We start from the raw sequence: 25,306 nt of genomic DNA, 5'->3' as shown, positions 1-25,306 counted from the left end.
TTGTGACTGACCATCGTTGTTGGCACACACCGTGACTTGACGGGAACGGGTCTTGAAGGAATACAAGGGGGAATTAGCATGGGACGTGCAGCAGATAAAATTTTTACACGAGTCTTTGTCTTTTTAATTATGACAGTCTATTTTTGGCTGTTGACGCTTGCTGGATTAGTGGTCTTGGGAATTGGTCCAGCACTACGAACCGTTACAGAAATGTATATGGATTTCGAATGGGATTACAAAAAATACAGTATCGTGACCGCTTGGCGGCGGTTTAAGGTCGATTTTTGGCAAGAAAATCTGCATACTTGGATTTTTTTAGGCGTCGGCGTGATCTTAGCCTATAACCTTTACTTGAGCACCACGGTCAATCAAGCCTGGATGTTGTTTGTCCAATTCATCATTGCGGCTGCTTTGATTTTTGATTTTAGTTTAGCGATGTTTACGGCCATGTTGCGTTCACATTATGATGTGACCTTTAAGGATGCAGTTAAACTAGCTATTGTGCAATTCTTTAGTAGTTTCATTCAACTATTAGTCTTTATCATCGTGACGATCGTCTTGATTTTGGTCTCCTTGAAGTGGCCAGGGTTGATTCTCTTCTTGAGCCCTGGAATCTACATGTTTGCCACTGACGTCTTGTCCCATCAATGGTATGCAAAAATTGATAAAATGCTTGAGGCGGTCTAAATGCAAGTGCATGAACACATTATGCGGTCAAGCTTTGCCCGCCTAATCAAGCTCTATACAACCATCATTTCGGTGATGGTTGTTTTGGCAACTAGTGTTTTCGTTTTAGTGAGTGTTCGAACTTATGATTCTGAGATCAATCAGGCTGAAACGACCGCTGCAACACAAGTGAGTCAAACCCTGATGCAAAATCAACAGATTATTTCGCAATTTGCGACGCAACTAACGACGGGTTCCGGCAATTTACCGAGTATTGAAAAGTATTTTGATTCTTCATTATCTGATTACAGTAATTATGCGATTAATAAAAGCATCAAAGGTAATCCGTATTTCTTTTGGCCAACTGAGTCACGACAATTCTTCGTGCAACATGATCAAGTCAGCCAACTGACCTTGCGTTTAGCCAATCAGAAAAAAGTTTTTATGGCGACACCTGCTAATTCTGGTGGTGGGTTGTACCCCGCCAAGACGGTCAAACAACAATTTGCAATCAGTGCGCCACTGGTCAACCAATACACACTAGAAACCGATGGTGTGATCAGTCTGAGTTTTGATCAGAGTGATTTAAAGCGGCAATTACAACAGCTCCCCGCGACGCGCGCTTTTCAAATTGCCGTCCAATCAGACGCTAACGATACCGTTTTTTACTATGTGGGTAATCAAGTCAAAAAGTTATCTAAACGTGATTTCAAACATGCCCTGAGCGCTGATAGTACGGCTAGTTTGCGCGGCTATCGCGTCAGTACCAAGGATTTATCGTCTGGCTATCGCTTAATCATGGTCGTCAATCAGGCCACACTGCATTCACTGTTGTTAGGCCACATTTTACCGTTGATCCTCTTAGGGTTACTCTTGCTACTAGGATTGAGTATCGGCTTGTGGCTGACTTTTCGGCGGTATCAGCATCAATTGGATGCCATTGTGGCGTCAGTACAACGTGTCTCGGATGGTAATTTAGATGCGCGGGTTCCAGTCGACTTAAATCCCACTGATTTACGGACGTTAGCGGATGGAATCAACGCGATGCTTGAAGAGATTCACCAGCATATTAATACGATCTATCAATTGCAAATTGCGCAACAGGAAGCGAATCGGAAAGCCCTTCAGGCCCAAATTAATCCTCACTTTATGTCAAACACGTTGGAATATATCCGGATGGCAGCGCTAGATGCAGATCAACCAGAGCTGGCCAATGTGGTGTATAGTTTTGCGGCCTTACTCCGTAATAATACCGATCTATCGCCGCGGACGACGATCAAACAAGAACTGAAATTTGTGGAAAAATACGTTTTTCTCTATCAAGTTCGTTTCCCGGATCGCTTAGCTTATCAATTCCAAGTGGCGCCTGAAGTTGCGGATGTTGAATTGCCCAAATTCAGTTTGCAGCCACTCGTTGAGAATTATTTCGTCCATGGCGTTGATTTTGCCCGTCAAGATAACGCGTTAAGTGTAAAGGCTTGGCGTGAGCAGCAAACGATTCATATTAAGATCGTCAATAATGGGAGTCCACTCACGGCTGCCGAAGTTAAGGCGGTCAACCTCAAAATGCAGGAACCACTCGATGCTGAGCAGCAGCGCTCGATCGGGTTACAAAATGTTTATTCACGGTTGTTGGACACGTTTGGCGCGTCATTTACTATGGCACTTGCCAGTGATGGTCAAACTGGCGTGACGGTTAATGTGCAGTTTGATGTAAAGGAGGAATAGAGAATCATGCGGAAAGTCATGTTAGTGGATGATGAATACATGTTGTTACGTGGCTTGAAACGCCTAATCGATTGGTCGGCATTAGGACTAGAGATTGTGACTACCGAACAGAATCCGTTACTCGCAATCAAATACTTGCAGACTAATCCAATTGATATTTTAATTTCTGATATGAATATGCCGGAAATGGGTGGCCCGGAATTTGTGACCAAAGCCAAGCAACTTCAACCGCAGTTAGAGTTGATCGTTATTTCAGGTTATTCGGATTTTGATTACGTCCATGCTGGGCTAAAGCAAAATGCGGTCAATTATTTGCGAAAACCAATCGATACGGATGAGTTGCTGGAAACGCTACAAGGTGCCATTGCACGTTTAGAAGCCCGTCAAGAAAGTGATCACAACGCCTCGTTAGCGGTACAAACACAGTCACGAACGCTATTGACTAGCGATGACGTTATCCGCCAGGCCCGGATGAGTGAGGTATTAGGGCTTCAATTTACTGAAGCTAAGCCAGTTCGGTTGATTGGGGTCTTAAATCCGTTGCCACCGCGGGATCTTGTGAATTACCTGAAGGTTTTAGCAGCTATTAAAGGATTCTATGTGGAAGGCCAAGATTTTATCATTATTTTTCAAGGCACCGCTGAACAACTGAATGTGTTTATTAACGAAGCACCTCATCAAATTGGCGCCGAACGACGACCATTTTTAGTAGGTGCGCCAGTCAAACATTTGACCGAACTTGCACAGCGATATCAACAGTTGCGCCAAGAAATTGCTCGGCAGTATTTCTTTGAAACGGCCGCTGGGTTACGTGTCATGTTGCCAGAAACACAGCAACAGTCGACGCAGGTTTTACCAAGTTATTCTGAAGTCAAAGGCATGATCGATAATTTGTCGGTCGTTGATTTTTCGACGTGGTTAACGACGCAACTTGAAGACATGAAGGCGGCTAATGCTTCAGACAGCTATGCCCGCCAGTTTGCATTAGTCGTCTTGTTGGTTTTGAGTGACCACTTGACCGCTTTTAATGATAAGACGGCGACGATTGCGGCTATTAATCGGTCACAAGACATGAGCGCGTTAAAAACGACTCTATTGCGTATTGCTAATTTGGCTAAACAGACTGGAGTGCCACAATTTTCACGTAATGTGGCGGCCATGCGGCAATTAGTTCAAAAACGGTTTGCTGAACCGTTGACCTTGGGAATCGTCGCAGCCGAGTTACACTTGAATGCCGTTTATTTAGGTCAACAGTTTAAGCAAGAAGTTGGCCGCAGTTTCTCACAGTATTTAAATGACTATCGGGTAAATGTGGCGGTCGACTTATTGCGTCGTTCGGATCAAGATGTCGGTCAAATCGCTGAATTGGTTGGCTATCAGAATTCTAGTTACTTCTTTAAGCTTTTCAAATTACAGACCGGGATGTCGCCAGGTGAGTATCGTAAAGCTGGTACGATGGATGTTTAAAAAAGTCATTAAGTTGTCCGTCTCCGTGGACCAGTTCGTTCACTGTGAGGCAGACCTGCAGCCAAGAACCGGTCTGCAGGGCGCTTTCAAGCCGAAGATCACGTCTTAAAAGTCGGCCAGACACTAACCTGAGAAAAATCACTCAGCTAAGTGTCTCGACACGGCGAACGAACTGGTCCACTCCGACGTTGAATAGTGATTTTAATCTAGGCATAGTAGCATCAGAACCTGACGAAGGATCAATTAATATTAGATTCACTATTTAGTGCAGGTTGGGCTGGATGATGCTCAGTGGTGAAATTTCTCTTTGACGGTGAACTGCCGTCTTAGAGAAAGCCCGGCTTGTGAGACCGCTTTTTGGCTCACAAACGTGGCCACCACGTTCCAGCATCAAGCCAGACCAACCGGAACGGCAAGCTATGATGCATTAACCACGGGCTAAGATTGTGGTAAAAGTTCGGTAAAGCGTCTAAACCTATTCGTCAAATTGCCTTAAAAATAATATTTTGGCAGTTAATGTATCCGTTTTCATCTATGATAAAGATAATTCAAAACAATTAAGTAAGGGTGATTATTAATGAGTAAAAAATTAGGTAGTATTGAAGCCGGCGGGACTAAGTTTATTTTGGCCGTTGCGGATGAAACGTATAAGATCAGTGCTAAAAAGCGGATTCCAACAGAAGATCCTGCGACCACTTTGGCTGGTTGTATTGCTTTCTTCAAAGAAAATCCGGTTGACGCCATTGGATTAGGATCATTTGGACCAATTGGTATCAAGCAAGGTACCGCGGATTACGGTCATATTCTATCAACGCCAAAGCCTGGCTGGGCTGGGACTGACATGGTTGGTACTTTAACCGCGGCTCTCCACGTGCCCGTTTACTTCACGACAGATGTGAATGCTTCGGTCTATGGTGAATATATTGCTGGGAGTGCTAAAGAAGTTGATTCGGCAGTCTATTTCACTATCGGAACTGGTATCGGTGGTGGCGTGATTCAAGACGGCAAGTTTATTGGCGGCTATTCACATCTTGAAATGGGACATGCGCCAGTGATGATGCACCCAGATGATCATTATGAAGGATTCTGCCCATTCCACGGTAACCGCTGTTTTGAAGGCGTTGCAGCTGGCCCAACCATTGAAGCACGGACCGGTATTCCTGGTGAAAAGCTTGAACGTGACAATCCAGTGTTTGATTACATCGATTATTATGCTGCCCAGATGGCTTTCGCTGCCTACGTGAACTATGCCCCAGAAAAGATCATCTTTGGTGGTTCAGTGATTAATGATGACGATATGGTCAAAGTGCGTCAATACTTCGATAAATTGAACAATGATTATGTCAAAATTCCAGACAACTTGATCGTTCACAGTCACTTTGCGGACAACGCTTCAGCGACAGTCGGTGACTTTGCATTAGCAGCGACCTTACTAAAGTAGTTTAAGGCGTTTGCCATATTTGTGACAGCTCTCAGATTTTCGGTACATTGACCAGCCAGTGGTGCTGCTTTTTGTACAATGTGCCCATAGCAAATGTTACCGCTTTCAACTAGAATAGGAACTGTTGAAAGTTGGTATAAATAAACGAAAAATAATGAATGATATGGTATATATTAGGACGCATTGTGAGAAAGGCTGGTATACATTATGGTTGAAATTAATCTAGATCATATTTACAAACGTTATCCAAATGCCGATAAAAACTCGGTCAACGATTTCGATTTGCATGTCAAAGACAAAGAATTCATCGTCTTTGTTGGACCTTCTGGTTGTGGTAAATCAACAACGTTGCGGATGATTGCTGGTTTGGAAGATATTACTAAGGGAACTTTGGAAATTGGCGGCAAAGTGATGAATGATATTCCACCGCGTGATCGTGATATTGCGATGGTCTTCCAAAACTATGCCTTATATCCACATATGACGGTTGCCGGTAATATGGCTTTTGGACTTAAATTACGTAAATATAGTAAAGCGGATATTGCCAAACGGGTCGATAATGCCGCCGAAATTTTAGGCTTAACAGATTTCTTAGACCGTAAGCCAGCCGATTTATCTGGTGGGCAACGGCAACGGGTTGCACTAGGTCGAGCAATTGTTCGTGATGCCCCAATCTTCTTAATGGATGAACCATTGTCTAACTTGGATGCCAAGTTACGGGTTTCCATGCGGGCCGAAATCGCGAAGTTACACCGTCGCTTAAACACGACCACGATCTACGTCACCCATGACCAAACGGAAGCAATGACGATGGCTGACCGCGTGGTTGTCATGTCTACTGGCCAGATTCAACAAATTGGGACGCCGTCGGAAATTTATGACCGGCCGCGGAACATGTTTGTTGCCGGATTTATCGGTTCACCAGCGATGAACTTCTTTAATGTCAGCTACCGTGATGGTGTGATCAATGACCACAAGGGCGTGGAATTACACGTCCCAGAAGGCATGAGTAACATTTTGGATAAACGTGGTTATAACGGGAAAGAAATCGTCTTTGGGATTCGTCCTGAAGATATTCATACTGAAAAAGTCTTCATTGATACTTGGCCAAAGCAAACGGTACGGGCAACGATCAACGTTTCTGAATTGCTCGGAGCGACGAGTCAATTATATAGCCAAGTCGGTGATACTGAATTTGTTGCCAATGTTGATGCACGTGATTTCCATCAACCTGGCGCAGTGATTGATATGGGCTTTGATATTAACAAAGCACATTTCTTCGATAAAGATAACCATAGCTCCATCATGTTGGATGAAGAAGAAGAAAATCAACCAACAGAAGCTTAGGTTATTGGCAAGCCCCCAACCTTGCCAAACCTTTTAAACACCCTAATGTGAGAAGCTGACTTGGTGACTCCTAACCACCAGCAACTGACAATGATTATCCCAAATCAGGGTTAAGCTAAAACTTCTCACCCCCTTGCTAAAGGCGCTTGCAGATTTTCTGCAAGCGCCTTTACTGGTCTATTTACAGCCAATGGTTAATGATATTAATAGCGACTTGCTTATGAGAATTAAATGGGGATTTTAGACAAATTTTAGCCTGGCATGTTACGCTAAAAGTAAGCGATAACATTTTTGAGTTAGATGGATAAAGAGGGTGGATTTAGTGCACAGTGTAATGATTGTGGACGATGAGTACATGATCCTCAAGGGGATGGCCAAAATTGTTAATTGGCAAGAACATGGGCTCGAAATCGTCCAAACGGCGCGCAATGGGAAGCAAGCCTTGGCAGCATTTAAGCAACAGCCCGTTGACTTAGTCATCACGGATGTTCGTATGCCGGAGATGAGTGGGTTAGCCTTGATGCAACGACTGCAAGGCGCCCCACAGCCGCCAATTGTGATTGTTTTGTCGGGTTATCAAGAATTTGATTATGTGAAACAGGCGCTGCATTTTGGGGCGATGGATTATTTAGTGAAGCCAATTGATGCGCAAGAGCTCGACAAAGTCTTAGATAAAGCGCATGAGCAGCTTGAGCAACGCACAAAAACGGATGCGACAAAGCATTATTATTTGGAAATGCAGACGGAGCGGCTAGTTGCACAAGAGTTAACAACGACACAGATTAAGCAACTATTGACAAGTGCTGGTGTAGATCCTGATCGGCGTCAATTCACGGTGATCAGTTGCAACATCGTCACCAATTATGAAGCACTCAGTCAAGCTTGTCAGCGTCAAAAACAGTATTTATATTACAGTAGCCAAGATCAATTTATCATTTGCTTTGTTGGGTCACATCGCGATTTGACCAAGTTCATTCAACAGTTAGAGCTGCAACAACTTATCGCTGGCGAATCCTTTGTGACGGTTGGGCAGCAGGTGAGCCAGTTGTCGGAGTTAGCCGACAGTTTGGAGCAAGCCCAAACGTTGGCGGAACTTTATCAATTTTATGAAGACCGGTCACCATTTTTATCTGGGGAGTCCCGAACGGAATGGTTACGACAAGCAGAGATCCCTAAGATTTCGTTGGATAAATTCAAACGGGCACTCGGTAACGATAATCAGGAACTGATGGTGACGTTGACGCGGGCAATGTTCGCCAGATTAAGTAACGAACATGTGGCGCCGTCTTATACCCGCCAAGTGGCGTTTCTGGTGCTGAATGTTTTAAGCAATTCGCAGGCTTTCAGTAATCAAGAATATGAACGCCAATTAACGGCGATCGATGAAGCACCAACGATTGCCGTGTTAGAGGAAGCCGTCGTGGCAATTGTGCAACACTTTGAACCTAAACAACAGCCGACTTTCTCCAAAAATGTGCGCCAAGTCATTACGATTGTGAATCAAGAGTATGTCGAAGATCTCTCGCTGACACAGGTGGCCAATCGCTTACACCTGAATCCAGTTTATCTGGGACAACTGTTTAAGAAGGAAGTCCACACGAGTTTTTCGAAATATTTGAATCAATATCGTATCACGCAAGCTAAAGAAATGCTGGCGCACACGGATGAAAGCATCAGCAATATTGCGCTAGAGATTGGGTATACGAATAGTGGGTATTTTTATAAAAATTTCCGCTTAATTTGCGACATTTCACCAAAGGAATACCGGCGCCAGGCACTAGGGCAACCGATGGGTTAAGTTATTGCTATTATATTATTGAGAGAGGAGTCTGGGACAAAACCCTGACTCACACGAAAAAGGTAGTTCTGAGAAATCATTTGATTTCTCAGAACTACCTTTTTAAGCTTATGTACGCACAGAGATGACGATCCCTGCTATTCTTAAGGTGCTGAAGCCAAAAAGAAAAGAGGTCGTTAGCTCCATGCAAATGAATTATACCAGTAATCAACCCACTTTGAAACTCAATCTAATTTGGCAACCTCAATCAACTCACGTTGCTTGGGCCATCAATGCCATTGTCAATGATATTCCGACTCACGTCATTAAGGCTAACTTAGCGGCGACCGGACGCCCCTCATACCCACCACAGTTACTACTAAAACTTTTCTTGTTTGGTTACTTACGACGTACTTTTTCAGGTAGAAAGCTCGTTCAAATGGCTAATGAAAACCTTGTGATGCGATGGTTTATTGGCAATCATTATGCCATTCCGAGTTATCGAACCCTCAACCGTTTTCGCAGTGATCCTAAGACTAAGCCGCTAATCACTGGGCTCTTCACGGCCTTTCGTGATTATCTAACAATGATCGGTCTTTTTGACGAATCCGCACTATTTATTGATGGAACCAAAATTTTAGCTGATGCTAATAAATATAGTTTCGTTTGGCGTAGAGCTGTTGAAAAGGCTGAACCTAGACTCGATGGTAAAACCGCGCGGCTTTACCATGAATTAGTTGATTATCAAGTTAATGTGCCACAGTTGTCACCTAAAAGACAAGCGCTAACTGCCAAAGAGTTGGTTAAACTAACGACTGCTTTGACCATAGCTATCAACGATTTAAATAAACGAGTTAAACAAGAAAAACCTAAACGTGGTGGCTCAGCTCTCAAACGCCGTCGCCGTAAATTGAAACACTTTCTCCACCAATTAACGAGTGATTATTTGCCACGTAAACAAAGATATGAGTTCGATAAAGCAACTTTCGGTGACCGTAATAGTTTCTCAAAGACTGATTTAGATGCGACCTTTATGCGTATGAAAGAAGATCCTATGCTGAATGGTCAATTAAAGCCAGGCTATAACTTGCAAGTCGCCAGTCAAAATCAATTTGCACTCTATTATCAGCTATTTCAACGACCGACTGATACTCGAACACTAATTCCATTTGTAAACCATATCTTCAAACAGACACCCAATGCTATTCACTGGATAGTCGCTGATGCTGGTTACGGCAGTGAAACTAATTATCAAAAACTTACCGATGACTTCCAAGTCCACTATTTGATTCCTTATGGGATGTATGAAAAAGAACAAACTCGAGCCTACCACAAAGACCGCCGTAAAGTTGCTAACTGGCATTATGATGAAGCCAATGACAAATACACTGATCTAGACGGTATTACCTTTACTTTTCACAATTATAGTACGCGTCATGACCATTATGGCTATAAAAAACAATTCAAAACTTATCGTACTGTCGAATACTTTGAAGATCCGAAACGAGAGAAACTTGCGACAACAAAGAAAGGTAATCGCCGCCAAATAAGTATTAATTATAATTGGTTATACTTTAAAAATAGGGCTAAAGAACAACTAACTAGCAAGATTGGTCACGCATTGTATGTTCGTCGTAAGATTGAAATTGAACCGATCTTCGCTGATTTAAAGACTTACTTGAAATTCAAACGTTTTTCAGTACGTGGTCTAACTGCAACCAACAATGAGATGGGGATTGCTTTAATGGCTGAAAATCTATCGAAACTATCTAAAATTGCTGGACAACCACATCTAAAACCAAAGAAAAGTGGTGTCAATCGCCACAAACCGGCAATTGACACCACTTACTTATTTAGATTCTAGGGTTTTGTCCCAGACTCTAAAAGCCGAGCCACCGATAACTGTTAATCAGTTACTGGTGGCTCGGCTTATTTAGTGATATTTTAGCAAACTATTGGTTTCAAGTTTTGCAATAACCGGTTAATGATTAGGAACAAGTCCCAAGCGTGTTTCTAGGCGAGCGCTAGTCATTAATTGTTGATGACTAATGGTTACTGCGTCAAAGGGTTCACCGTCTACGCACAGACTTTGCACGAAGTTGTTGTGTTCATGGTTATTGGCAGTGGTCAAAGTTAAGTCGTGATCGGCTAAATGCAGTGTCACTTGATCAAAAGCAGGGATTCCCAAAGCGTATTCGGCATCGGCTGGGCAAACTGGATAGAAGCCAAGGCAGGCAAAGATGAACCAGCCAGCCATTGAACCGTTATCTTCATCACCAGGAAATCCGGTTGTGGAAGCATTGAAGAGCTTGCGCAATTGTTTAACGGTCACTTGGGTCTTTTCTGGATGCCCACTGTAATCGAATAAATACGGCAAATGGAAGCTCGGCTGGTTTGAAATCGCGAGTTGGCCGTAGTCGACGGCGGCTAATTCAGACATTTCATGAATAACCATTTCATAACCACCGACATGATAGGTCGGTTTAGCATTGCATAACGCGGTTAATTGCGCGTCAAAGCGGTCTTTTCCACCCATAGCGGCGATCAATCCATCAATATCATGAAAGGCGCTATAACTGTTTTGCCAAGCACTACCTTCCGTGTAATCAGTGCCCCAACGGTCAGGCACGAAATTCGGTTTAAACTTACCATCACTAGTCTTGGGCCGCAAAAAGCCGGTTGCCGGATCTAATAAGTTGAGATAGCGTTTCGACAATTGCCAGTATTTTTCGGCGACTGCGGGTTGGTCCAAAGTCTGTGCAACTTGACCGATACAATAGTCACTATAAGAGTAGTCTTGCGTCCAATTGACACTTTCCGAGTAGTTATCAGCGGGAATATAGCCAAATTTGTCATAGTCAGCACTGCCTTGACGGCCATAGCGTTCGCTAATAGCGCTTTTCGAATCGCTATCCTGCATCGCTGCGAGTAAAGCTGGCATTAGCTCAGTTGCCAGGCCTTTTTGGGCAGCCTCGGCAATGACAGAATCGACTAAATTCCCAGGCATCATGCCCCGTTCATCTGGGGCCAGCCAACGAGGCAGAAAGCCCGTTTCTTGATAGCTAGTCAAAAAGCCCCGTAAGAATTTAGGTAAGAGTTCTGGTGCCAGAATCGAAAAGAGGGAATAAACCGTTTTAGACGTGTCCCAGAAGCCATTGTTAGTGTAAAGTCGTCCGGTTTTTACTGTTTTAGCCATGGTATCGTAGTGAACTGGTTGCTGGTTGGCGTCTAATTCGTAACAACGTTGTGGGAACAAGAATAACCGATATAAGCAAGTGTAGAAAGTTTGAACGACAGCCGGATGATGGTCACGGACACTAATACGGCCGAGATAATCATTCCACGCGTCAGCGCTTTCATTTTTCAGGGTTGCGCTGGTTGAAGTTTGGAGTCGTTGCAAGTTTAGAGTGGCTTGTTCAGCACTCACGTACGATGTTGCGAGTTGACAAGCGACGGTAGCCGCGGTGGTCGCCAGTAGCAGGGTTAAGGGTTTGCCAGTGCCATTCGTCGCGGTGTGCCAATGATTTTGTGCGTCATAATAGCCAGAATTCTCAGCGTCAAAATTGGGAATGCTGAGTTCAAAAAACATCGTTAAGTTTTGATCTTCGCCACCGTGATAGTCCGAGACCGCTAATTTGAGTCCAGTCGCAGTGAATTCGAAGCGCCCCTCGTCTGGTAATTGAATCGCAACGCCATGGTGCGCTAATTCTAACTGTTGAAAGTCATAGTTCAGTGCGGCGCCATAGGCTGTGGGAATGAGATCAGTTTGCACGTTAAAATGATCATCAAAAAGCGCTAAATGATGTGCGTTGAAGGTGGCTTCAGTTGGCCGATAATTGCCGGCTAAATCCGGTTTTTGTGTGGCATCGTCCCATTGAATGGCGGTCAAGAGTAGGTGATTGTAGTCCCCAATCCAAGGACTAGGCTGGTGAGTGAGACGGATGCCTTCGAATCGCGGTGAGTCTGGTTGAAAGAACCAAGCCCCCGCGGCACCATTAGTTTGCACACTAAAATAGTTCATCCCAAAAGGGACACCAACATAAGGTAAACAATTACCATGTGAACGTTGTGGGGTGTTAGCAGTCCCCTGACGAATATCAATTTCATCAATTTTCAAGAGAGTTTTTCCTCCTTAGAAGTAAACGGTCTGGTGGAAGCCCGTTTGATTAATTTGACCGGCAATCGTTCGATTTTTGGCTTGGCCGGTGGATTTAAGAGTAGTTCGACAGCTTTCTTGCCCATGCCTTTGAAGTCTTGTGCCATGGTCGTTAACGCTGGATAGGTCAGACTGGCCGCTTGGATGTTATCAAAGCCGATGATCGACAAACGTTGCCAAATGGTTGCGTCCACGGCTCGTAAGCGATTCATCAACTTAATGGCAATCAGGTCGTTTTCAACGACGATCGCCGAAATATGATGTTTTTGGAGATAATCCAGCCAAGCACTCGGGGTCAGCTGATTTAACGCCGCAAGTTCGTGGATCGATGCGACTGGCTTTAACGCCGCTTGATGCAAAGCTCGCAGATAACCAAAGTAACGTTCATAAACCGAACTTGGCAGGACGGCTTGTGGGTTTTGAGCGTAAAACAAGATCTGTTGATGATGCAACTTGATGAGATGCTCAGTTGCCAGTTGACCACCATTGAAGTTATCAGCGGCAACCACTGGTAATTCTAGTTCAGGTAAGGATTTATCAAGCAAAACGAGGGGGACTTTTTCTAGTTTCAACAAATAAAGTTGCTCCGCTTCTTGGTACAGATCCTGCGGTAAGTAAATGATCCCCGCGTAGTTATGTTTGATCTCGGTGGGGCTAAGCTGTGCAAAACCACGTGGGTCCATGGTCACAGCTTGATAATGCCGTGTATTAGCTGCCGCACTGATTCCTGAAGCATAGTCACCTAGGCCCGCATCGGTAGGAAATGGCAAAACGACCAGTAGTTGTTTACTCGAATTTGCGGACTCGTGGCGTTGCACGAAACTCCCACTACCTTGTTGGCGATAGATCAAATCACGGCTTTCTAGCTCTGTTAGCGCACGTTTAGACGTGATGCGACTCACTTGATAGCTGTGGGCGAGCTGTAATTCAGTTGGTAACTGATCATCTGGCTGCAATTTGCCAGACAAAATCTGTTGTTTTAAATCATTGTAAATGGTTAAGTAACGGGGTTCTTTCCGTGGCATCAGCAAGTTTCCTCCTTGTTTGATTAATTTTAATGCTAATATATCATTTTTGCGGTAAAAAGGGAAGAAAAAGTCATAATTTGATATAGACAACCGGTATCAGCATGTTATAATGACAGAAAATGATATATCAAATATGAGGTGAAACGATGACCACGAATTATGTTGATAAGGATGTGCAGGCTTTTGTCACGAAGATTACGCAGCTAAGCCAGCCATTGGATCCTAAATTAGGGACGGTTTTTCAAAAGACTTTTTTAAATACGCTAGCCACCACAATTTCGGATGATGAACAGGGTTATGCTTTCATTTTGACCGGGGATATTCCGGCAATGTGGCAACGGGATTCGACAGCGCAAGTGCGGCCGTACCTTGCTTTGGCGCATGCTGAACCTAAGATTGCCCAGCTGATTACGCGGGTCGTTCAACGGCAGTTTTTCAATATGACGATTGATCCTTATGCCAATGCTTTTAATGAAACCGCTAACAGCCATGGCCATCAGTCTGATCAGACCGCGATGGGGCCGTGGATCTGGGAACGAAAATTTGAAATTGATTCACTATGTTACCCGGTGCAGTTGGCGTATCTCCTTTATAAGAATACCGGTGCGACGGCGCAATTCGATGCTAACTTTGTCACGGGGGTCAAACAACTGTTAACGACTTTTGAAGTTGAACAACATCATGCGACCTCGTCATATCAATTCATTCGAACACAGGATCATCCTGAAGATTCCTTACCACAGGGTGGCAAGGGCAGTCCGGTCGGTGATACTGGCATGATCTGGTCCGGCTTTCGACCTAGTGATGATGCTTGTGAGTACGGTTATCTCGTTCCTGCCAATATGTTTGCCGTGGTGATTCTTGGTTATTTACAAAAAATCTTCAGTAGTGTTCTGGCTGATCCGAACATTGTTACCCGTGCTCAGCGCTTGCAAACGACTGTTAAAGCAGGGATTGAGACGTTTGGCTATACCACGAATGCGAATGGCGAAAAAGTTTACGCCTATGAAGTCGATGGTTTAGGTCAGGCGAGCTTGATGGATGATGGTAATGTGCCAAGTTTGTTGAGTGCGCCCTACCTGGGCTATTGTGATCTGTTGGATGTTAATTATCAGCGGACGCGGCAAACGTTGCTGAGTCCGGAAAATCCTTACTATTACAGTGGTCGTTTGGCGGCGGGGCAAGGAAGCCCACATACGCCGAAAGATTATATTTGGCCGATTGCAATCGCGATGGAGGGCCTGACCACGAATAGTCGGGAGCAACAGTTGGCCGCCTTAACGACGTTGATCCAGACGACAGGTGGGACGGCTCTCATGCATGAGTCCTTTGATGTCAATGATGATCAGCGTTTTACGCGGGAATGGTTCTCGTGGGCAAATATGATGTATTGCGAATTATTGTTGACGACGCTTGGTTTTAAAATTGAAAGGTAGCTAATTAATAATGACAAAGAAAAAAGTATTTATTATTTCACATAGTCACTGGGACCGCGAATGGTACATGCCCTTTGAGCAACACCACATGCGCTTGGTCACTTTAGTCGATAATTTACTGGATATTTTTAAGCATGATCCCGATTTCGATAGCTTCCATTTAGATGGCCAAATGATCGCGCTTGATGATTATTTGGAAGTTCGACCAGAACGTAAGCCAGAAGTTGCGGCCGCCATTCGAGCCGGGAAGCTGCGTATTGGACCATTTTACATCTTACAAGATGATTTCTTGATCAGTCCTGAATCCAACGTGCGTAACATGATCGTAGGTCGGGACGAAGCTAAAAAGTATGGTCAAACAGTACCACTGGGCTATTTCCCCGATACTTTCGGGAATATGGGTCAGACGCCACAAATGATGGCCTTAGCGAACTTGAAGACAGCTGCTTTTGGCCGGGGGGTCACTCCAACTGGGTTTAATAACCAAACGGGTGATGCAGACTATGAATCACAATATTCAGAAATGTGGTGGCAAGGTCCCGATGGTTCGAAGATTTTAGGGTTGTTATTTGCAAACTGGTACAGTAATGGGAATGAAATTCCAGTTGAACCCGATAAAGCGAAGGCTTTCTGGGACCAAAAGTTAGCGGATGCTGAAAAGTTTGCTTCAACCGGTGATCTCCTCATGATGAATGGGGTTGACCACCAACCAGTTCAGCTGAACGTCACCAAGGCAATTAAAGTTGCCAACCAGCTTTATCCAGATTATGAATTTATTCATACAAACTTTACCGACTATTTGAAGACATTGAGTGAAGATCTCCCCAAGGATTTGAGTACCATTCATGGTGAATTAACGAGTCAAGAAACGGATGGCTGGTATACGTTAGCCAATACCGCATCCAGTCGCGTTTATCTCAAGCAAACGAATACCAAGACTGAACGCTTAATCGAAAATCAAGCGGAACCATTGGCGACGATGGCCTATCCAGCCAAAGATTATCCACATGATCGGCTACGTTATGCTTGGAAACTATTGTTGCAAAATCACCCACACGACAGCATCTGTGGCTGTTCTGTTGATGATGTTCACCGCGAAATGATGACGCGTTTTGCTAAGTCGCGTGAAGTGGGTCGGTTTGTCGCGCAAGACGCCTTGACCTTGCTCACTAGTCGGGTGAAGACTACTGATTTTGATGCGAGTGCCAAACCATTTGTCGTGGTAAATACGGCAGGCTATCCGAAGTCTGGCCTCACTGAAGTAACAATCGAATGGGATCGCCGTAACTTTAGTGAAGCTGGGACGATTCAAGAACAACGTGCCGAACTTGAAGCCGAGTTAGCGGCCTTACCAGAATTAGCCGTTGTTGATCATAATGGTCAAGCCATCCCATTCCGGGTCGTTAACCAAGAGATTGGCTTCCATTATGACTTACCAAAAGACAGCTTCCGGATTGCGTATCAAGCCATTGAAATTACGATTGCCTTGAATATCACTGGACTACCAGCCTTTGCTTGGGAAGCCTTTGGCTTACAAGCGAAGTCCGTGGCTGCCAAAGCCGTTGAAGTGGCGCCAACAACGCCAAGCAATGACCACGAACTCAGCAACGAGTGGGTTAAAGCCACACTTGAGGCAGATGGTAGCTTAACGGTCACTAATCGAGAAACCGGCAAGACTTATCATCAAATGATGGTCTTTGAAGATACCGGCGACATGGGTAATGAATATATTTATCGGCAAACGGCTGATAATCAAGCTATTTTATCGACAGACTTCCCAATGGAAACGACGCTGATTCATGATGATGCGTTAGGTGCGGCTATTAAAGTGGTCAATCACCTACAAATCCCCGTTTCAGCGGATGAAACGTTGATCAAAGAAGAAAAAGCCATCATTGATATTACGCAACGGACGGCTAAACGATCAGCTGAGTTACGGCCATTGGATCTGACGACTACGATCACGTTAGGTCGGCACAGCAAACAATTACAATTTGAAACGACCTTAAATAACCAAATGCGTGATCATCGGGTCCGCGTCTTATTCAAGACCAATTTAGTGACTGATACGAATGAAGCCGATTCGATTTATGAAACGGTGACGCGGCCAAATCATCCCGCAAAGACTTGGCAAAATCCAACGAATCCACAACATCAACAAGCCTTCGTCAATTTGCACGATGCTGAAAATGGGGTCACCGTTGGAAATATCGGGCTGAATGAATACGAAATCCTGCCAGCTGATGGGACGATTGCGCTGACCATGATTCGCTCGGTCGGTGAACTTGGGGACTGGGGTTACTTTGCAACACCAGAAGCCCAAACTCAAGGCGCATTTACCTTTAACTACAGCCTTGAATTGCACGATGGGAGTGACGAACAACGGTTGGTCAGTTATCATGATGCGCACACGAATCAAGTGCCATTTAGCGTGCAAGCCACGGGTCATCATAATGGCGACTTAGCTGCGGCGGGCAACTATTTGCAACTTGACGCCCCAGCTTTTGAAGTGACGAGCTTGAAACGTGCCAATGAGTCGGCGGGTGTGACGTTACGTGGCTACAACTTGGGTCAAGCTGCCGCTGATTTGAGGGTCAACTTTAAGGACGAAACGCCACAAGTGGTCAATTTCTTCGAAGAACCCTTGGCCGATAAAGCCATTGATCACTTAGAACCGGCCGAAATCAAAACATTATTGTTTAAGGACGCCGAGGTGAAGTAACGTGTCAACATTAGGATTGATCGATATTGGTGGGACCAGTATTAAATTTGCGATTTGGCAAAATGACACTTTAACGCACCATCATGCTGTACCGACACCGAAAACTAAAGCGGAATTTATGACCGTTTTAACGACAGAGGTCGCGCAGATGAAGACCCAAGCCCCGATTACCGGTGTTGGGATCAGTTCCCCAGGGGCCGTCAACAAGGTGACCGGCGTGATCGAAGGCGCCAGTGCAATTCCATATATTCATAACTTCCCGATTCAAGCGGAACTCGTGGAGCGCTTTGGCGTGCCAGTTAGCCTCGAGAATGATGCCAACTGTGCGGCGCTGGCCGAATTAGCTGGTGGTGCCGGGGCGGGTGCCAGTAGTTTAGCTTTTCTCGTGATTGGCACGGGTGTGGGTGGTGCGTTGATCTTTAATCATCAAATCTGGCATGGTGCCCATTTATTTGGTGGTGAGTTTGGCTATACCAAGATTAATGATCATGGCACACTGAGCGAGCTTGGAACGGTACCCAACGCAATTCGCCGGTATCTTGCGGCGACCGGTAAACAGCTGGCCAGTCCTTTAACAGGCGAAAAGTTGTATACGTTGGCGGCTAAAGCAGACTTGGATGCCCAACGCGAATTGAATACGATGTATGCGGCCTTAGCTCAAGGCATTTTCAATATCCAATACAGCTTTGATCCAGAAAAGATCGTTTTAGGTGGCGGGATTTCTAATAACCCGCAACTGATTCCGGGGATTGAGACCGCTTTGGACAAGATCTACAAACAAGTTGAAATTGCGACGATTCGGCCTGAATTAGCTTTATGCCGGTATACCAGCGAGGCCAACTTGCGCGGTGCAGCTGTCGACTTTGAACAATCAACGAATTAGGAGGAAAGTTTAAATGGTCACTTTTCCGAAGGACTTTGTTTGGGGTGCGGCGACGTCGGGCCCACAAACTGAAGGTAATTTTCATAAGCAGCATCAAAATGTCTTCGATTATTGGTTTGCGACTGATCCAGCGGCTTTTGATAGTGGTGTCGGTCCAGATACCGCTTCGAACTTTTACAATGATTACGAAACTGATTTAGCTTTGATGGAAAAGGCCGGTATCAAGGGATTGCGAACATCGATTCAGTGGACGCGTTTGATCGATGATTTTGAAACGGCTAGCCTGAATCCAGATGGCGTTGCTTTCTATAATCATGTGATTGATGCGATGTTGGCCCATCATATTAAGCCGTATCTCAACTTGCATCACTTTGACTTGCCGGTCGAACTCTATGAGCAATACGGTGGCTGGGAGTCTAAACATGTGGTGGAGTTGTTCGTCAAATTTGCGGCGCAATGCTTTAAACTATTTGGCGACCGGGTTGATGATTGGTTCACGTTCAATGAGCCCAAAGTGGTCGTTGACGGGCAATACTTGTACGGCTGGCACTATCCTTGTTTGAAAGATGGTCCTAAAGCGGTACAAGTGGCGTATAACATGAATTTAGCGTCGGCGAAAGCCATTGCACGTTTCCATGAAATTTGCCCAGATAAGGCGCATAAAATTGGGATCATCCTCAACTTGACGCCTGCCTATGCGGCGACGGATGATTCAGCAGATGTGGCCGCGGCCGAATTTGCGGAACTCTGGTCGAATAATCTGTTTTTAGATCCAGCTGTGCTGGGCCATTTTCCAGCCAAATTAGTGGCAACCTTGGATCACGATGGCGTTTTATGGGACGCGACCGCGGCTGAATTGGCGATTATCGCGGCTAACCCTGTCGATTACCTCGGTGTGAATTATTACCATCCGTTCCGCGTTGAGCGGCCAGATATCAGTCCAAAAAGCTTGCAGCCATGGCTACCGGACATTTACTTTAAGGAATATGCGATGCCCGGTCGCGTGATGAACGTGGATCGTGGTTGGGAAATCTATCCGCAAGCGATGACTGACATTGCGGATAATATTCGCGAAAATTATCATAACATTCCTTGGTTTATCTCTGAAAATGGGATGGGCGTCGCTGGTGAAGAGCGCTTCATGGCGGCGGATGGTGTCGTCCAAGATGACTATCGAATTGACTTCATGAAGGCACATCTGACGGCGCTTGCCAAAGGAATTGACGCAGGTTCCAACTGCAAAGGCTACTTTGTCTGGACGGCAATTGATTGCTGGTCCTGGAATCACGCCTATCACAACCGCTATGGTCTGATTCGCGATGATATTCATACGCAGGAGAAGACGTTGAAGAAGTCGGCTGGCTGGTTTAATCGGTTGAGTGAGACTGGGACGTTTGAAGAGTAGAATTAATTTTAAATAAAACAGCATGATTAAAACAAGTCGCTGACCTAGAGAAAAATAGGCTAGCGGCTTGTTTGTGGTACTTTTATGTTCATAAAGTGACTAGTGGTAATGTATAAGAGTGTTTTTAGACGAAAGTTGGTTGTAAAACAAGCTTAAAAGATGAGGTAAATGATAATGTTCATAAAATGGACATATAAAGTTCGTAAACACACCAAACGAACATAACGGCATATTGAAAGCGAATACAAACGCACGTATCATTATAAATGAAATATGAGATATAAATTTATTGGGAGGAATCATCATGGCAGACAAAAATATCAATAACGTAACACGTGAAAGCTGGATTTTAAATACATTCCCAGAATGGGGTACTTGGTTAAATGAGGAAATTGCTGATAAGCAAGTTAAACCAGGAACATTTTCAATGTGGTGGTTAGGTTGTACTGGTATCTGGTTGAAGACCGCCGAATCAACTAACATTTTAGTTGATATGTGGTGTGGGACCGGGAAGCAATCTCATGGTAACGGTATGATGCGTAAGGGTCATCAGATGCAGCGGATGAGTGGCGTTCAGGCTATGCAACCTAATTTACGGAATCAACCATTTGTCATTGATCCATTTGCGATTAAGGATGTTGATGCCTTGTTCGTTAGTCATATTCATAGTGATCATTTGGATGTCAATACTGCGGCGGCTGTTAATGCCAATTGCCCAGAAGCTAAGTTCTATGGCCCTGAAAAAGTTTGTGAAATTTGGCAAAGTTGGGGTGTTCCGGCTGAAAAGACCGTTGTGGTTAAGCCTGGTGATGTCGTAACGATTGGTAAGACTAAGGTTAAAGTACTGGAAGGTTTTGATCGAACGGCGTTGGTTACTGAAGATGATCCATCAGTGACACTCAAAGGTAAGATGCCGCAAGATATGAACAAGATTGCAGTTAATTACTTATTTGAAACGACTGGTGGCAATCTCTATCATGCTGCTGATTCGCACTACTCAAACATGTTTGCTAAACATGGTAATGAAAACCACGTTGACGTCGCTTTGGGAGCCTACGGTGAAAACCCTCGTGGAATTACGGATAAAGTTACTTCGGTTGATATCTTACGGATGGCTGAATCTCTAAAGACTAAGGTTATCATTCCAGTTCATTATGATATTTGGACGAACTTTATGGCTGATCCAAAGGAAATTACCATGTTATGGAATTTCAAGAAGGATCGGTTGCAGTATAAATTTAAACCATATATCTGGCAAGTTGGTGGGGAATTCACTTATCCAGATGACAAAGATCGCATGGAATTCAACTTTGACCGTGGTTTCCATGATGCTTTCTCAATTGATAATGATACGCCATTCCCATCATTCCTATAAAATAACGAAGTTGGTGAGTTGAAATGTTACTGAATGATTTTTTAGAAAAGGATCTTGTTGATATTCGACATGAACCAGCCAAAGATTGGCGTGATGCGTTACGTCAATCCGGTGCTAAGCTAATTGAACATCAATATATAAAAAAAGAATACCTTGACGAAATTATTTTAAACGTTGAGAAAAATGGACCATATATCGTGATTGTACCAGGTGTGGCGATGCCACATGCATTAGCTGAAAGTACAAATGTCTTAGGAACTGCGATTAGTTTCACAAAGTTTCCAGAACCAGTGGTTTTCGATAAAGATAACCCTGACTCACATGCACAATTGTTCTTCACGCTAACAGCTAAAGATCCGGATCAGCATTTGAAAAACATCAGTGATTTATCGGATTTATTAATGACGGATGGTCTGATTGATAAACTTCTAGCTGTTGACAGTGTTGCTGACTTCAAGGCAATTGTTGACGGAATGAGTTAAAGAAAGGGGCACACTCATGTCGCAGTTTCTAGATATTTTAATGAAAATATGGGACTACTTTGCCAATAATATTCTAACCCAACCAGCTTACATGATTGGTTTCATCGTATTGCTTGGTTATATTCTGGAACGTAAGCCATTGTATGAATCGATTGCAGGTTTTTTGAAGGCTGTAATTGGGTACATGATTTTAATGGTTGGGTCTGGTGGTTTGGTTAGTAGTTTTCGACCAATCTTAACTGGTTTAAAAGATCGCTTTAACTTAACAGCAACGGTGATTGATCCATATTTTGGTCAAAACGCGGTTACCGATGGACTGATGAAGACCTTTGGGCGGACATTCGGTGATGTCATGTTGCTATTGTTGTTTGCATTTATCTTCAATATTCTATTAGTTCGGTTCCAAAAGTATACTAAATTAAGAGCCGTTTTTACAACTGGTAATGTTCAGGTTCAACAAGCAGCAACGGCATTCTGGCTATTATTGTTCTGCTTCCCAAAAATGGGTCGGATTGAAGTTTTATTGGTCATGGGTGTCATTCTCGGACTCTATTGGGCAGTAGGTTCAAACTTAACTATTCGTTACACACAAGATTTAACGGACGGTGGTGGTTTTGCCATTGCTCACCAACAAGTTTTCGGGATTGCCTTTGTTTCATGGTTGTCAGATAAATTTAAGGCACATGAAATCAAATCTAACAAGAAAGCTCAACGATTAGAAGATATTCAACTGCCAGGTTTCTTGAAAATCTTCAACGAAAATATGGTTGCAACTGGGATTCTAATGTTGTTCTTCTTCGGGATTATTATGTTAGTGCTCGGTCGGTCATACTTCAATGGTGTTTATACTGCTAGTAAAGGTGTTTCTGGCTTAGCACCAAATGGTAGCTTCTTATTCTATATTTTAACCACCTCACTAAGCTTTGCCGTTAACTTGGCAATCTTGCAATTAGGTGTTCGGACTTTCGTTGGCGAATTAACTGAAAGTTTTACTGGGATTTCAGATCGGTTATTACCTGGTTCTGTGCCTGGTATCGATGTGGCTGCGACCTTTGCCTTTGGTGAACCTAATGCTGTGACGATTGGTTTCTTATTTGGTGCTTTAGGTCAGTTTATCGCGATTGGTGCATTACTTATTTTCCATTCACCAACAATTATCATTGCTGGGTTTATTCCACTGTTCTTTGATAATGCCGCCTTTGGGATTTATGCGAATAAACGAGCCGGAGCCAAAGCAGCGATGTTATTGCCGTTCTTAAGTGGCTTAGTCCAAGTCTTTGGTGCCGCCCTTATCTCTAGTTGGGTCGGTTTATCGAAGTTCGGTGGCTATCTTGGGATGTTCGATTGGGATACTGTTTGGCCATTCTTCACAGTCCTTATGAAATTCTTGGGTGTCTTTGGGATTGTTGCGGTTGTTCTTATTCTGGTTATTATTCCACAACTTGAATACCGACATGATCCTAAGAACTACTTCTTGATGGTTACAGATTACGATCAATATAAGAAGAACATGGCTGAAAAGAAAGCGGTAAAATAGCAATAAGTTTAAAAATATTAGGGGGATTTTATTATGAATATCTTAGTATCTTGTGCCAATGGGTCAGGAACCAGTTTAATGATGATGAAGAGTGTCCAAAAAGCGTTCAAACAGTTGGATATTCCAATTTCAAAGATCGAACATACTAGTTTAGCTGAAGGTAAGAGCAATGCGCGTTCATACGACATGGTCTTCACGCCAATGAACTTTGTTGACATGTTTGATGAAGCTAAGGCTAAGGGTGTCATGATCATCGGTGTGAAGAACGTCATGAGTGATAAAGAAATTATGCAACATGTACGTGAGGAAACCGATTTAGTTAAATAATTAATCGGTCAATGTTGACAAGCGAACCGATAATGTAGGTTCGCTTGTTGTGTTTATAGATCACTAGGAGGGATTAAATTGACAAAACCAAATTTACAAGTTGCTTTAGACAACAACACTTTAGAAAGTGCACTAGAAGATGTTCGTGAAGTCGGTAGTATCGTTGATATTGTTGAAGCTGGAACCATTCTTATTTTGCAAGAAGGGACTAAAGCCGTGTCATCAATGCGGGCACTGTTTCCTAATAAAACAATTATTGCCGATACCAAGTGTGCCGACGCCGGCGGGACTGTTGCTAAAAATATGGCAGACGCCGGGGCTGACTGGATGACTTGTATTTGTGCAGCAACTATTCCAACGATGAAAGCTGCTAATAAAGAAATTTCAGAAATTCAAGTGGAATTGTACGGGAATTGGACACGTGAAGATGCTCAACAATGGCTTGATGCGGGGATTACCCAAGCAATTTATCACCAGAGCCGAGATGCGCTTCTCTCTGGAGTTAGTTGGGGTGAAAAAGATTTAAATAAGGTTAAAATGTTAGTAGATATGGGCTTCCGTGTTTCGGTGACGGGTGGTTTAAGTGTTGATAAGCTAGCTTTGTTCGAAGGTGTAAACGTTTACACGTTTATTGCTGGTCGTGCAATCACTCAAGCCGATGACCCAGCAAAAGCCGCACAAGCTTTCCAGGACGAATTAAAGCGTCTTTGGGGTGAATAAATTATTTTAACGTTGTAGATCGGGGATGTAATCGTGAAGAATTCAATGGAAAATGTTCAAAATCGACGTAATCAACTTGTGGCTGAGTTGAAGCAAATTAGTTCAATTACTGTCAAAGATTTGGCAGATCAGTTAGACGTATCCGAAATTACGGTTCGGCGAGATTTAAAAGCGCTGAATGATATGGGACGTGTTAACTGGCATCACGGGGTAGTTGAAAAAGTTGACGATGAATTGTCCCAGGGCAATTCTTTACGAACAAAGATTGAACAACTAAAGGATAGTATCGCGGCGGCAGTGCCAAGCTATATTACTGATAATAGTACTTTATTTGTAAATTCTAGTTCACTTTGTTGGCGCGCAATTAATCAGTTAGCAGTCAAGCCGTTGACGATCATTACGAATAACATTCGTGCAACAGAATGTGTTCGGCATCCAGAGACATCTATTATTTTAACCGGCGGCGAAGTTCGTTATCCTAAAGAATCATTAGTGGGGACCGTTACCATTCAACTCTTGGAAACGATGCAATCTGATTTTACATTGATTGGTTGTGATGGAATCAGTGCTGAAAACGGCGTAACGACGCAGAATATCTATGAAACACAGGTTAACAGCACGATGATTCAGCGGACTAAGCAGAAAGTAATCTGTGTTGCTGATTATCGAAAAATTGGGGTCTCAAGTAATTACCACGTTGCGGATCTATCTTCGGTGGACGTCTTAATCACGGATTCTTTTGCAAATGAGCGGGTCGTCCGTGACTTTCGCCATCGAGGTATTGAAGTCATTCAGGTGGCGAATTAAGG

General features: G+C 43.9%; 19 protein-coding genes. 17 read left to right on the top strand and 2 right to left on the bottom strand.

Annotated features, from left to right (window positions below):
• The first annotated feature begins 78 nt into the window (after nt 1-78).
• From RA086_RS13865 to RA086_RS13835, 7 genes are all read left to right on the top strand, one after another.
• The gene (locus tag RA086_RS13865; RefSeq protein WP_308704359.1) at nt 79-687 is read left to right on the top strand and encodes a YesL family protein; all 609 of its coding nucleotides are present in this window, start codon (nt 79-81) and stop codon (nt 685-687) included.
• Entirely contained in the window at nt 688-2,394 is a 1,707-nt protein-coding gene (locus RA086_RS13860) for a sensor histidine kinase (RefSeq protein ID WP_308704358.1), read from the top strand. It abuts the gene before it with no gap.
• 6 nt (nt 2,395-2,400) lie between these two features.
• Complete coding sequence (locus RA086_RS13855) at nt 2,401-3,861, top strand: response regulator transcription factor (RefSeq protein ID WP_308704357.1); 1,461 nt, start codon at nt 2,401-2,403, stop codon at nt 3,859-3,861.
• 577 nt (nt 3,862-4,438) lie between these two features.
• Nucleotides 4,439-5,302 (top strand): ROK family protein, encoded by an 864-nt coding sequence (locus RA086_RS13850; protein ID WP_308704356.1) that lies wholly within the window; start codon nt 4,439-4,441, stop codon nt 5,300-5,302.
• A gap of 207 nt (nt 5,303-5,509) precedes the next feature.
• The gene (locus RA086_RS13845) at nt 5,510-6,649 is read left to right on the top strand and encodes an ABC transporter ATP-binding protein (RefSeq protein WP_308704355.1); all 1,140 of its coding nucleotides are present in this window, start codon (nt 5,510-5,512) and stop codon (nt 6,647-6,649) included.
• Between the two features lie 322 nt (nt 6,650-6,971).
• Nucleotides 6,972-8,447 carry a response regulator transcription factor gene (locus tag RA086_RS13840; RefSeq protein ID WP_308704354.1) on the top strand — a complete coding sequence of 492 codons (1,476 nt, stop codon included), beginning with the start codon at nt 6,972-6,974 and terminating at the stop codon, nt 8,445-8,447.
• Nucleotides 8,448-8,631: 184 nt separating this feature from the next.
• Nucleotides 8,632-10,290, top strand: a complete 1,659-nt coding sequence (locus tag RA086_RS13835; protein ID WP_308703384.1) for an IS1182 family transposase — start codon at nt 8,632-8,634, stop codon at nt 10,288-10,290.
• 117 nt (nt 10,291-10,407) lie between these two features.
• On the opposite strand, the gene RA086_RS13830 is transcribed toward RA086_RS13835, so the two are convergent.
• On the bottom strand, nt 10,408-12,543 hold the full coding sequence (locus tag RA086_RS13830) for a GH92 family glycosyl hydrolase (protein WP_308704353.1): 2,136 nt from the start codon (nt 12,541-12,543) through the stop codon (nt 10,408-10,410).
• Entirely contained in the window at nt 12,540-13,607 is a 1,068-nt protein-coding gene (locus RA086_RS13825; RefSeq protein ID WP_308704352.1) for a GntR family transcriptional regulator, read from the bottom strand. The genes RA086_RS13830 and RA086_RS13825 overlap by 4 nt, the downstream gene beginning before the upstream one ends.
• Nucleotides 13,608-13,756: 149 nt before the next feature.
• On the opposite strand from RA086_RS13825, the gene RA086_RS13820 reads away from it, so the two are divergent.
• The 10 genes from RA086_RS13820 (at nt 13,757) to RA086_RS13775 (ending at nt 25,304) form a co-directional block, all read left to right on the top strand.
• The gene (locus RA086_RS13820; protein ID WP_308704351.1) at nt 13,757-15,046 is read left to right on the top strand and encodes a glycoside hydrolase family 125 protein; all 1,290 of its coding nucleotides are present in this window, start codon (nt 13,757-13,759) and stop codon (nt 15,044-15,046) included.
• Nucleotides 15,047-15,056: 10 nt separating this feature from the next.
• The gene (locus RA086_RS13815; RefSeq protein WP_308704350.1) at nt 15,057-17,768 is read left to right on the top strand and encodes an alpha-mannosidase; all 2,712 of its coding nucleotides are present in this window, start codon (nt 15,057-15,059) and stop codon (nt 17,766-17,768) included.
• 1 nt (nt 17,769) lies between these two features.
• Nucleotides 17,770-18,651 carry an ROK family protein gene (locus tag RA086_RS13810; RefSeq protein ID WP_308704349.1) on the top strand — a complete coding sequence of 294 codons (882 nt, stop codon included), beginning with the start codon at nt 17,770-17,772 and terminating at the stop codon, nt 18,649-18,651.
• A gap of 13 nt (nt 18,652-18,664) precedes the next feature.
• Complete coding sequence (locus tag RA086_RS13805; protein WP_308704348.1) at nt 18,665-20,056, top strand: glycoside hydrolase family 1 protein; 1,392 nt, start codon at nt 18,665-18,667, stop codon at nt 20,054-20,056.
• Between the two features lie 304 nt (nt 20,057-20,360).
• Nucleotides 20,361-21,431, top strand: coding sequence for an L-ascorbate 6-phosphate lactonase (gene ulaG, locus RA086_RS13800; protein ID WP_308704347.1), 1,071 nt, complete (start codon nt 20,361-20,363; stop codon nt 21,429-21,431).
• A 23-nt stretch (nt 21,432-21,454) separates the two neighbouring features.
• Nucleotides 21,455-21,913, top strand: coding sequence for a PTS sugar transporter subunit IIA (locus tag RA086_RS13795; RefSeq protein WP_308704346.1), 459 nt, complete (start codon nt 21,455-21,457; stop codon nt 21,911-21,913).
• Nucleotides 21,914-21,929: 16 nt separating this feature from the next.
• The gene (locus tag RA086_RS13790; RefSeq protein WP_308704345.1) at nt 21,930-23,450 is read left to right on the top strand and encodes a PTS ascorbate transporter subunit IIC; all 1,521 of its coding nucleotides are present in this window, start codon (nt 21,930-21,932) and stop codon (nt 23,448-23,450) included.
• Between the two features lie 33 nt (nt 23,451-23,483).
• Nucleotides 23,484-23,777: a PTS sugar transporter subunit IIB gene (locus RA086_RS13785; protein ID WP_308704344.1), complete on the top strand. Its 294-nt coding sequence runs from the start codon at nt 23,484-23,486 to the stop codon at nt 23,775-23,777.
• A gap of 78 nt (nt 23,778-23,855) precedes the next feature.
• Nucleotides 23,856-24,497 (top strand): 3-keto-L-gulonate-6-phosphate decarboxylase UlaD, encoded by a 642-nt coding sequence (locus RA086_RS13780; protein WP_308704343.1) that lies wholly within the window; start codon nt 23,856-23,858, stop codon nt 24,495-24,497.
• A 30-nt stretch (nt 24,498-24,527) separates the two neighbouring features.
• Entirely contained in the window at nt 24,528-25,304 is a 777-nt protein-coding gene (locus tag RA086_RS13775; protein WP_407659102.1) for a DeoR/GlpR family DNA-binding transcription regulator, read from the top strand.
• Nucleotides 25,305-25,306 lie beyond the last annotated feature (2 nt).

The organism is Lactiplantibacillus brownii (assembly GCF_031085375.1).
GTDB lineage: Bacteria > Bacillota > Bacilli > Lactobacillales > Lactobacillaceae > Lactiplantibacillus > Lactiplantibacillus brownii.
Note: the sequence above shows the minus strand (reverse complement) of the source record. Positions and strands in the feature narration are given on the sequence as shown.

Coding starts and splice junctions, on each gene's coding strand:
- RA086_RS13865 (WP_308704359.1), top strand. CDS start 79: ATGGGACGTGCAGCAGATAAAATTTTTACACGAGTCTTTGTCTTTTTA.
- RA086_RS13860 (WP_308704358.1), top strand. CDS start 688: ATGCAAGTGCATGAACACATTATGCGGTCAAGCTTTGCCCGCCTAATC.
- RA086_RS13855 (WP_308704357.1), top strand. CDS start 2,401: ATGCGGAAAGTCATGTTAGTGGATGATGAATACATGTTGTTACGTGGC.
- RA086_RS13850 (WP_308704356.1), top strand. CDS start 4,439: ATGAGTAAAAAATTAGGTAGTATTGAAGCCGGCGGGACTAAGTTTATT.
- RA086_RS13845 (WP_308704355.1), top strand. CDS start 5,510: ATGGTTGAAATTAATCTAGATCATATTTACAAACGTTATCCAAATGCC.
- RA086_RS13835 (WP_308703384.1), top strand. CDS start 8,632: ATGCAAATGAATTATACCAGTAATCAACCCACTTTGAAACTCAATCTA.
- RA086_RS13825 (WP_308704352.1), bottom strand. CDS start 13,607: ATGCCACGGAAAGAACCCCGTTACTTAACCATTTACAATGATTTAAAA.
- RA086_RS13820 (WP_308704351.1), top strand. CDS start 13,757: ATGACCACGAATTATGTTGATAAGGATGTGCAGGCTTTTGTCACGAAG.
- RA086_RS13815 (WP_308704350.1), top strand. CDS start 15,057: ATGACAAAGAAAAAAGTATTTATTATTTCACATAGTCACTGGGACCGC.
- RA086_RS13805 (WP_308704348.1), top strand. CDS start 18,665: ATGGTCACTTTTCCGAAGGACTTTGTTTGGGGTGCGGCGACGTCGGGC.
- ulaG (WP_308704347.1), top strand. CDS start 20,361: ATGGCAGACAAAAATATCAATAACGTAACACGTGAAAGCTGGATTTTA.
- RA086_RS13795 (WP_308704346.1), top strand. CDS start 21,455: ATGTTACTGAATGATTTTTTAGAAAAGGATCTTGTTGATATTCGACAT.
- RA086_RS13790 (WP_308704345.1), top strand. CDS start 21,930: ATGTCGCAGTTTCTAGATATTTTAATGAAAATATGGGACTACTTTGCC.
- RA086_RS13785 (WP_308704344.1), top strand. CDS start 23,484: ATGAATATCTTAGTATCTTGTGCCAATGGGTCAGGAACCAGTTTAATG.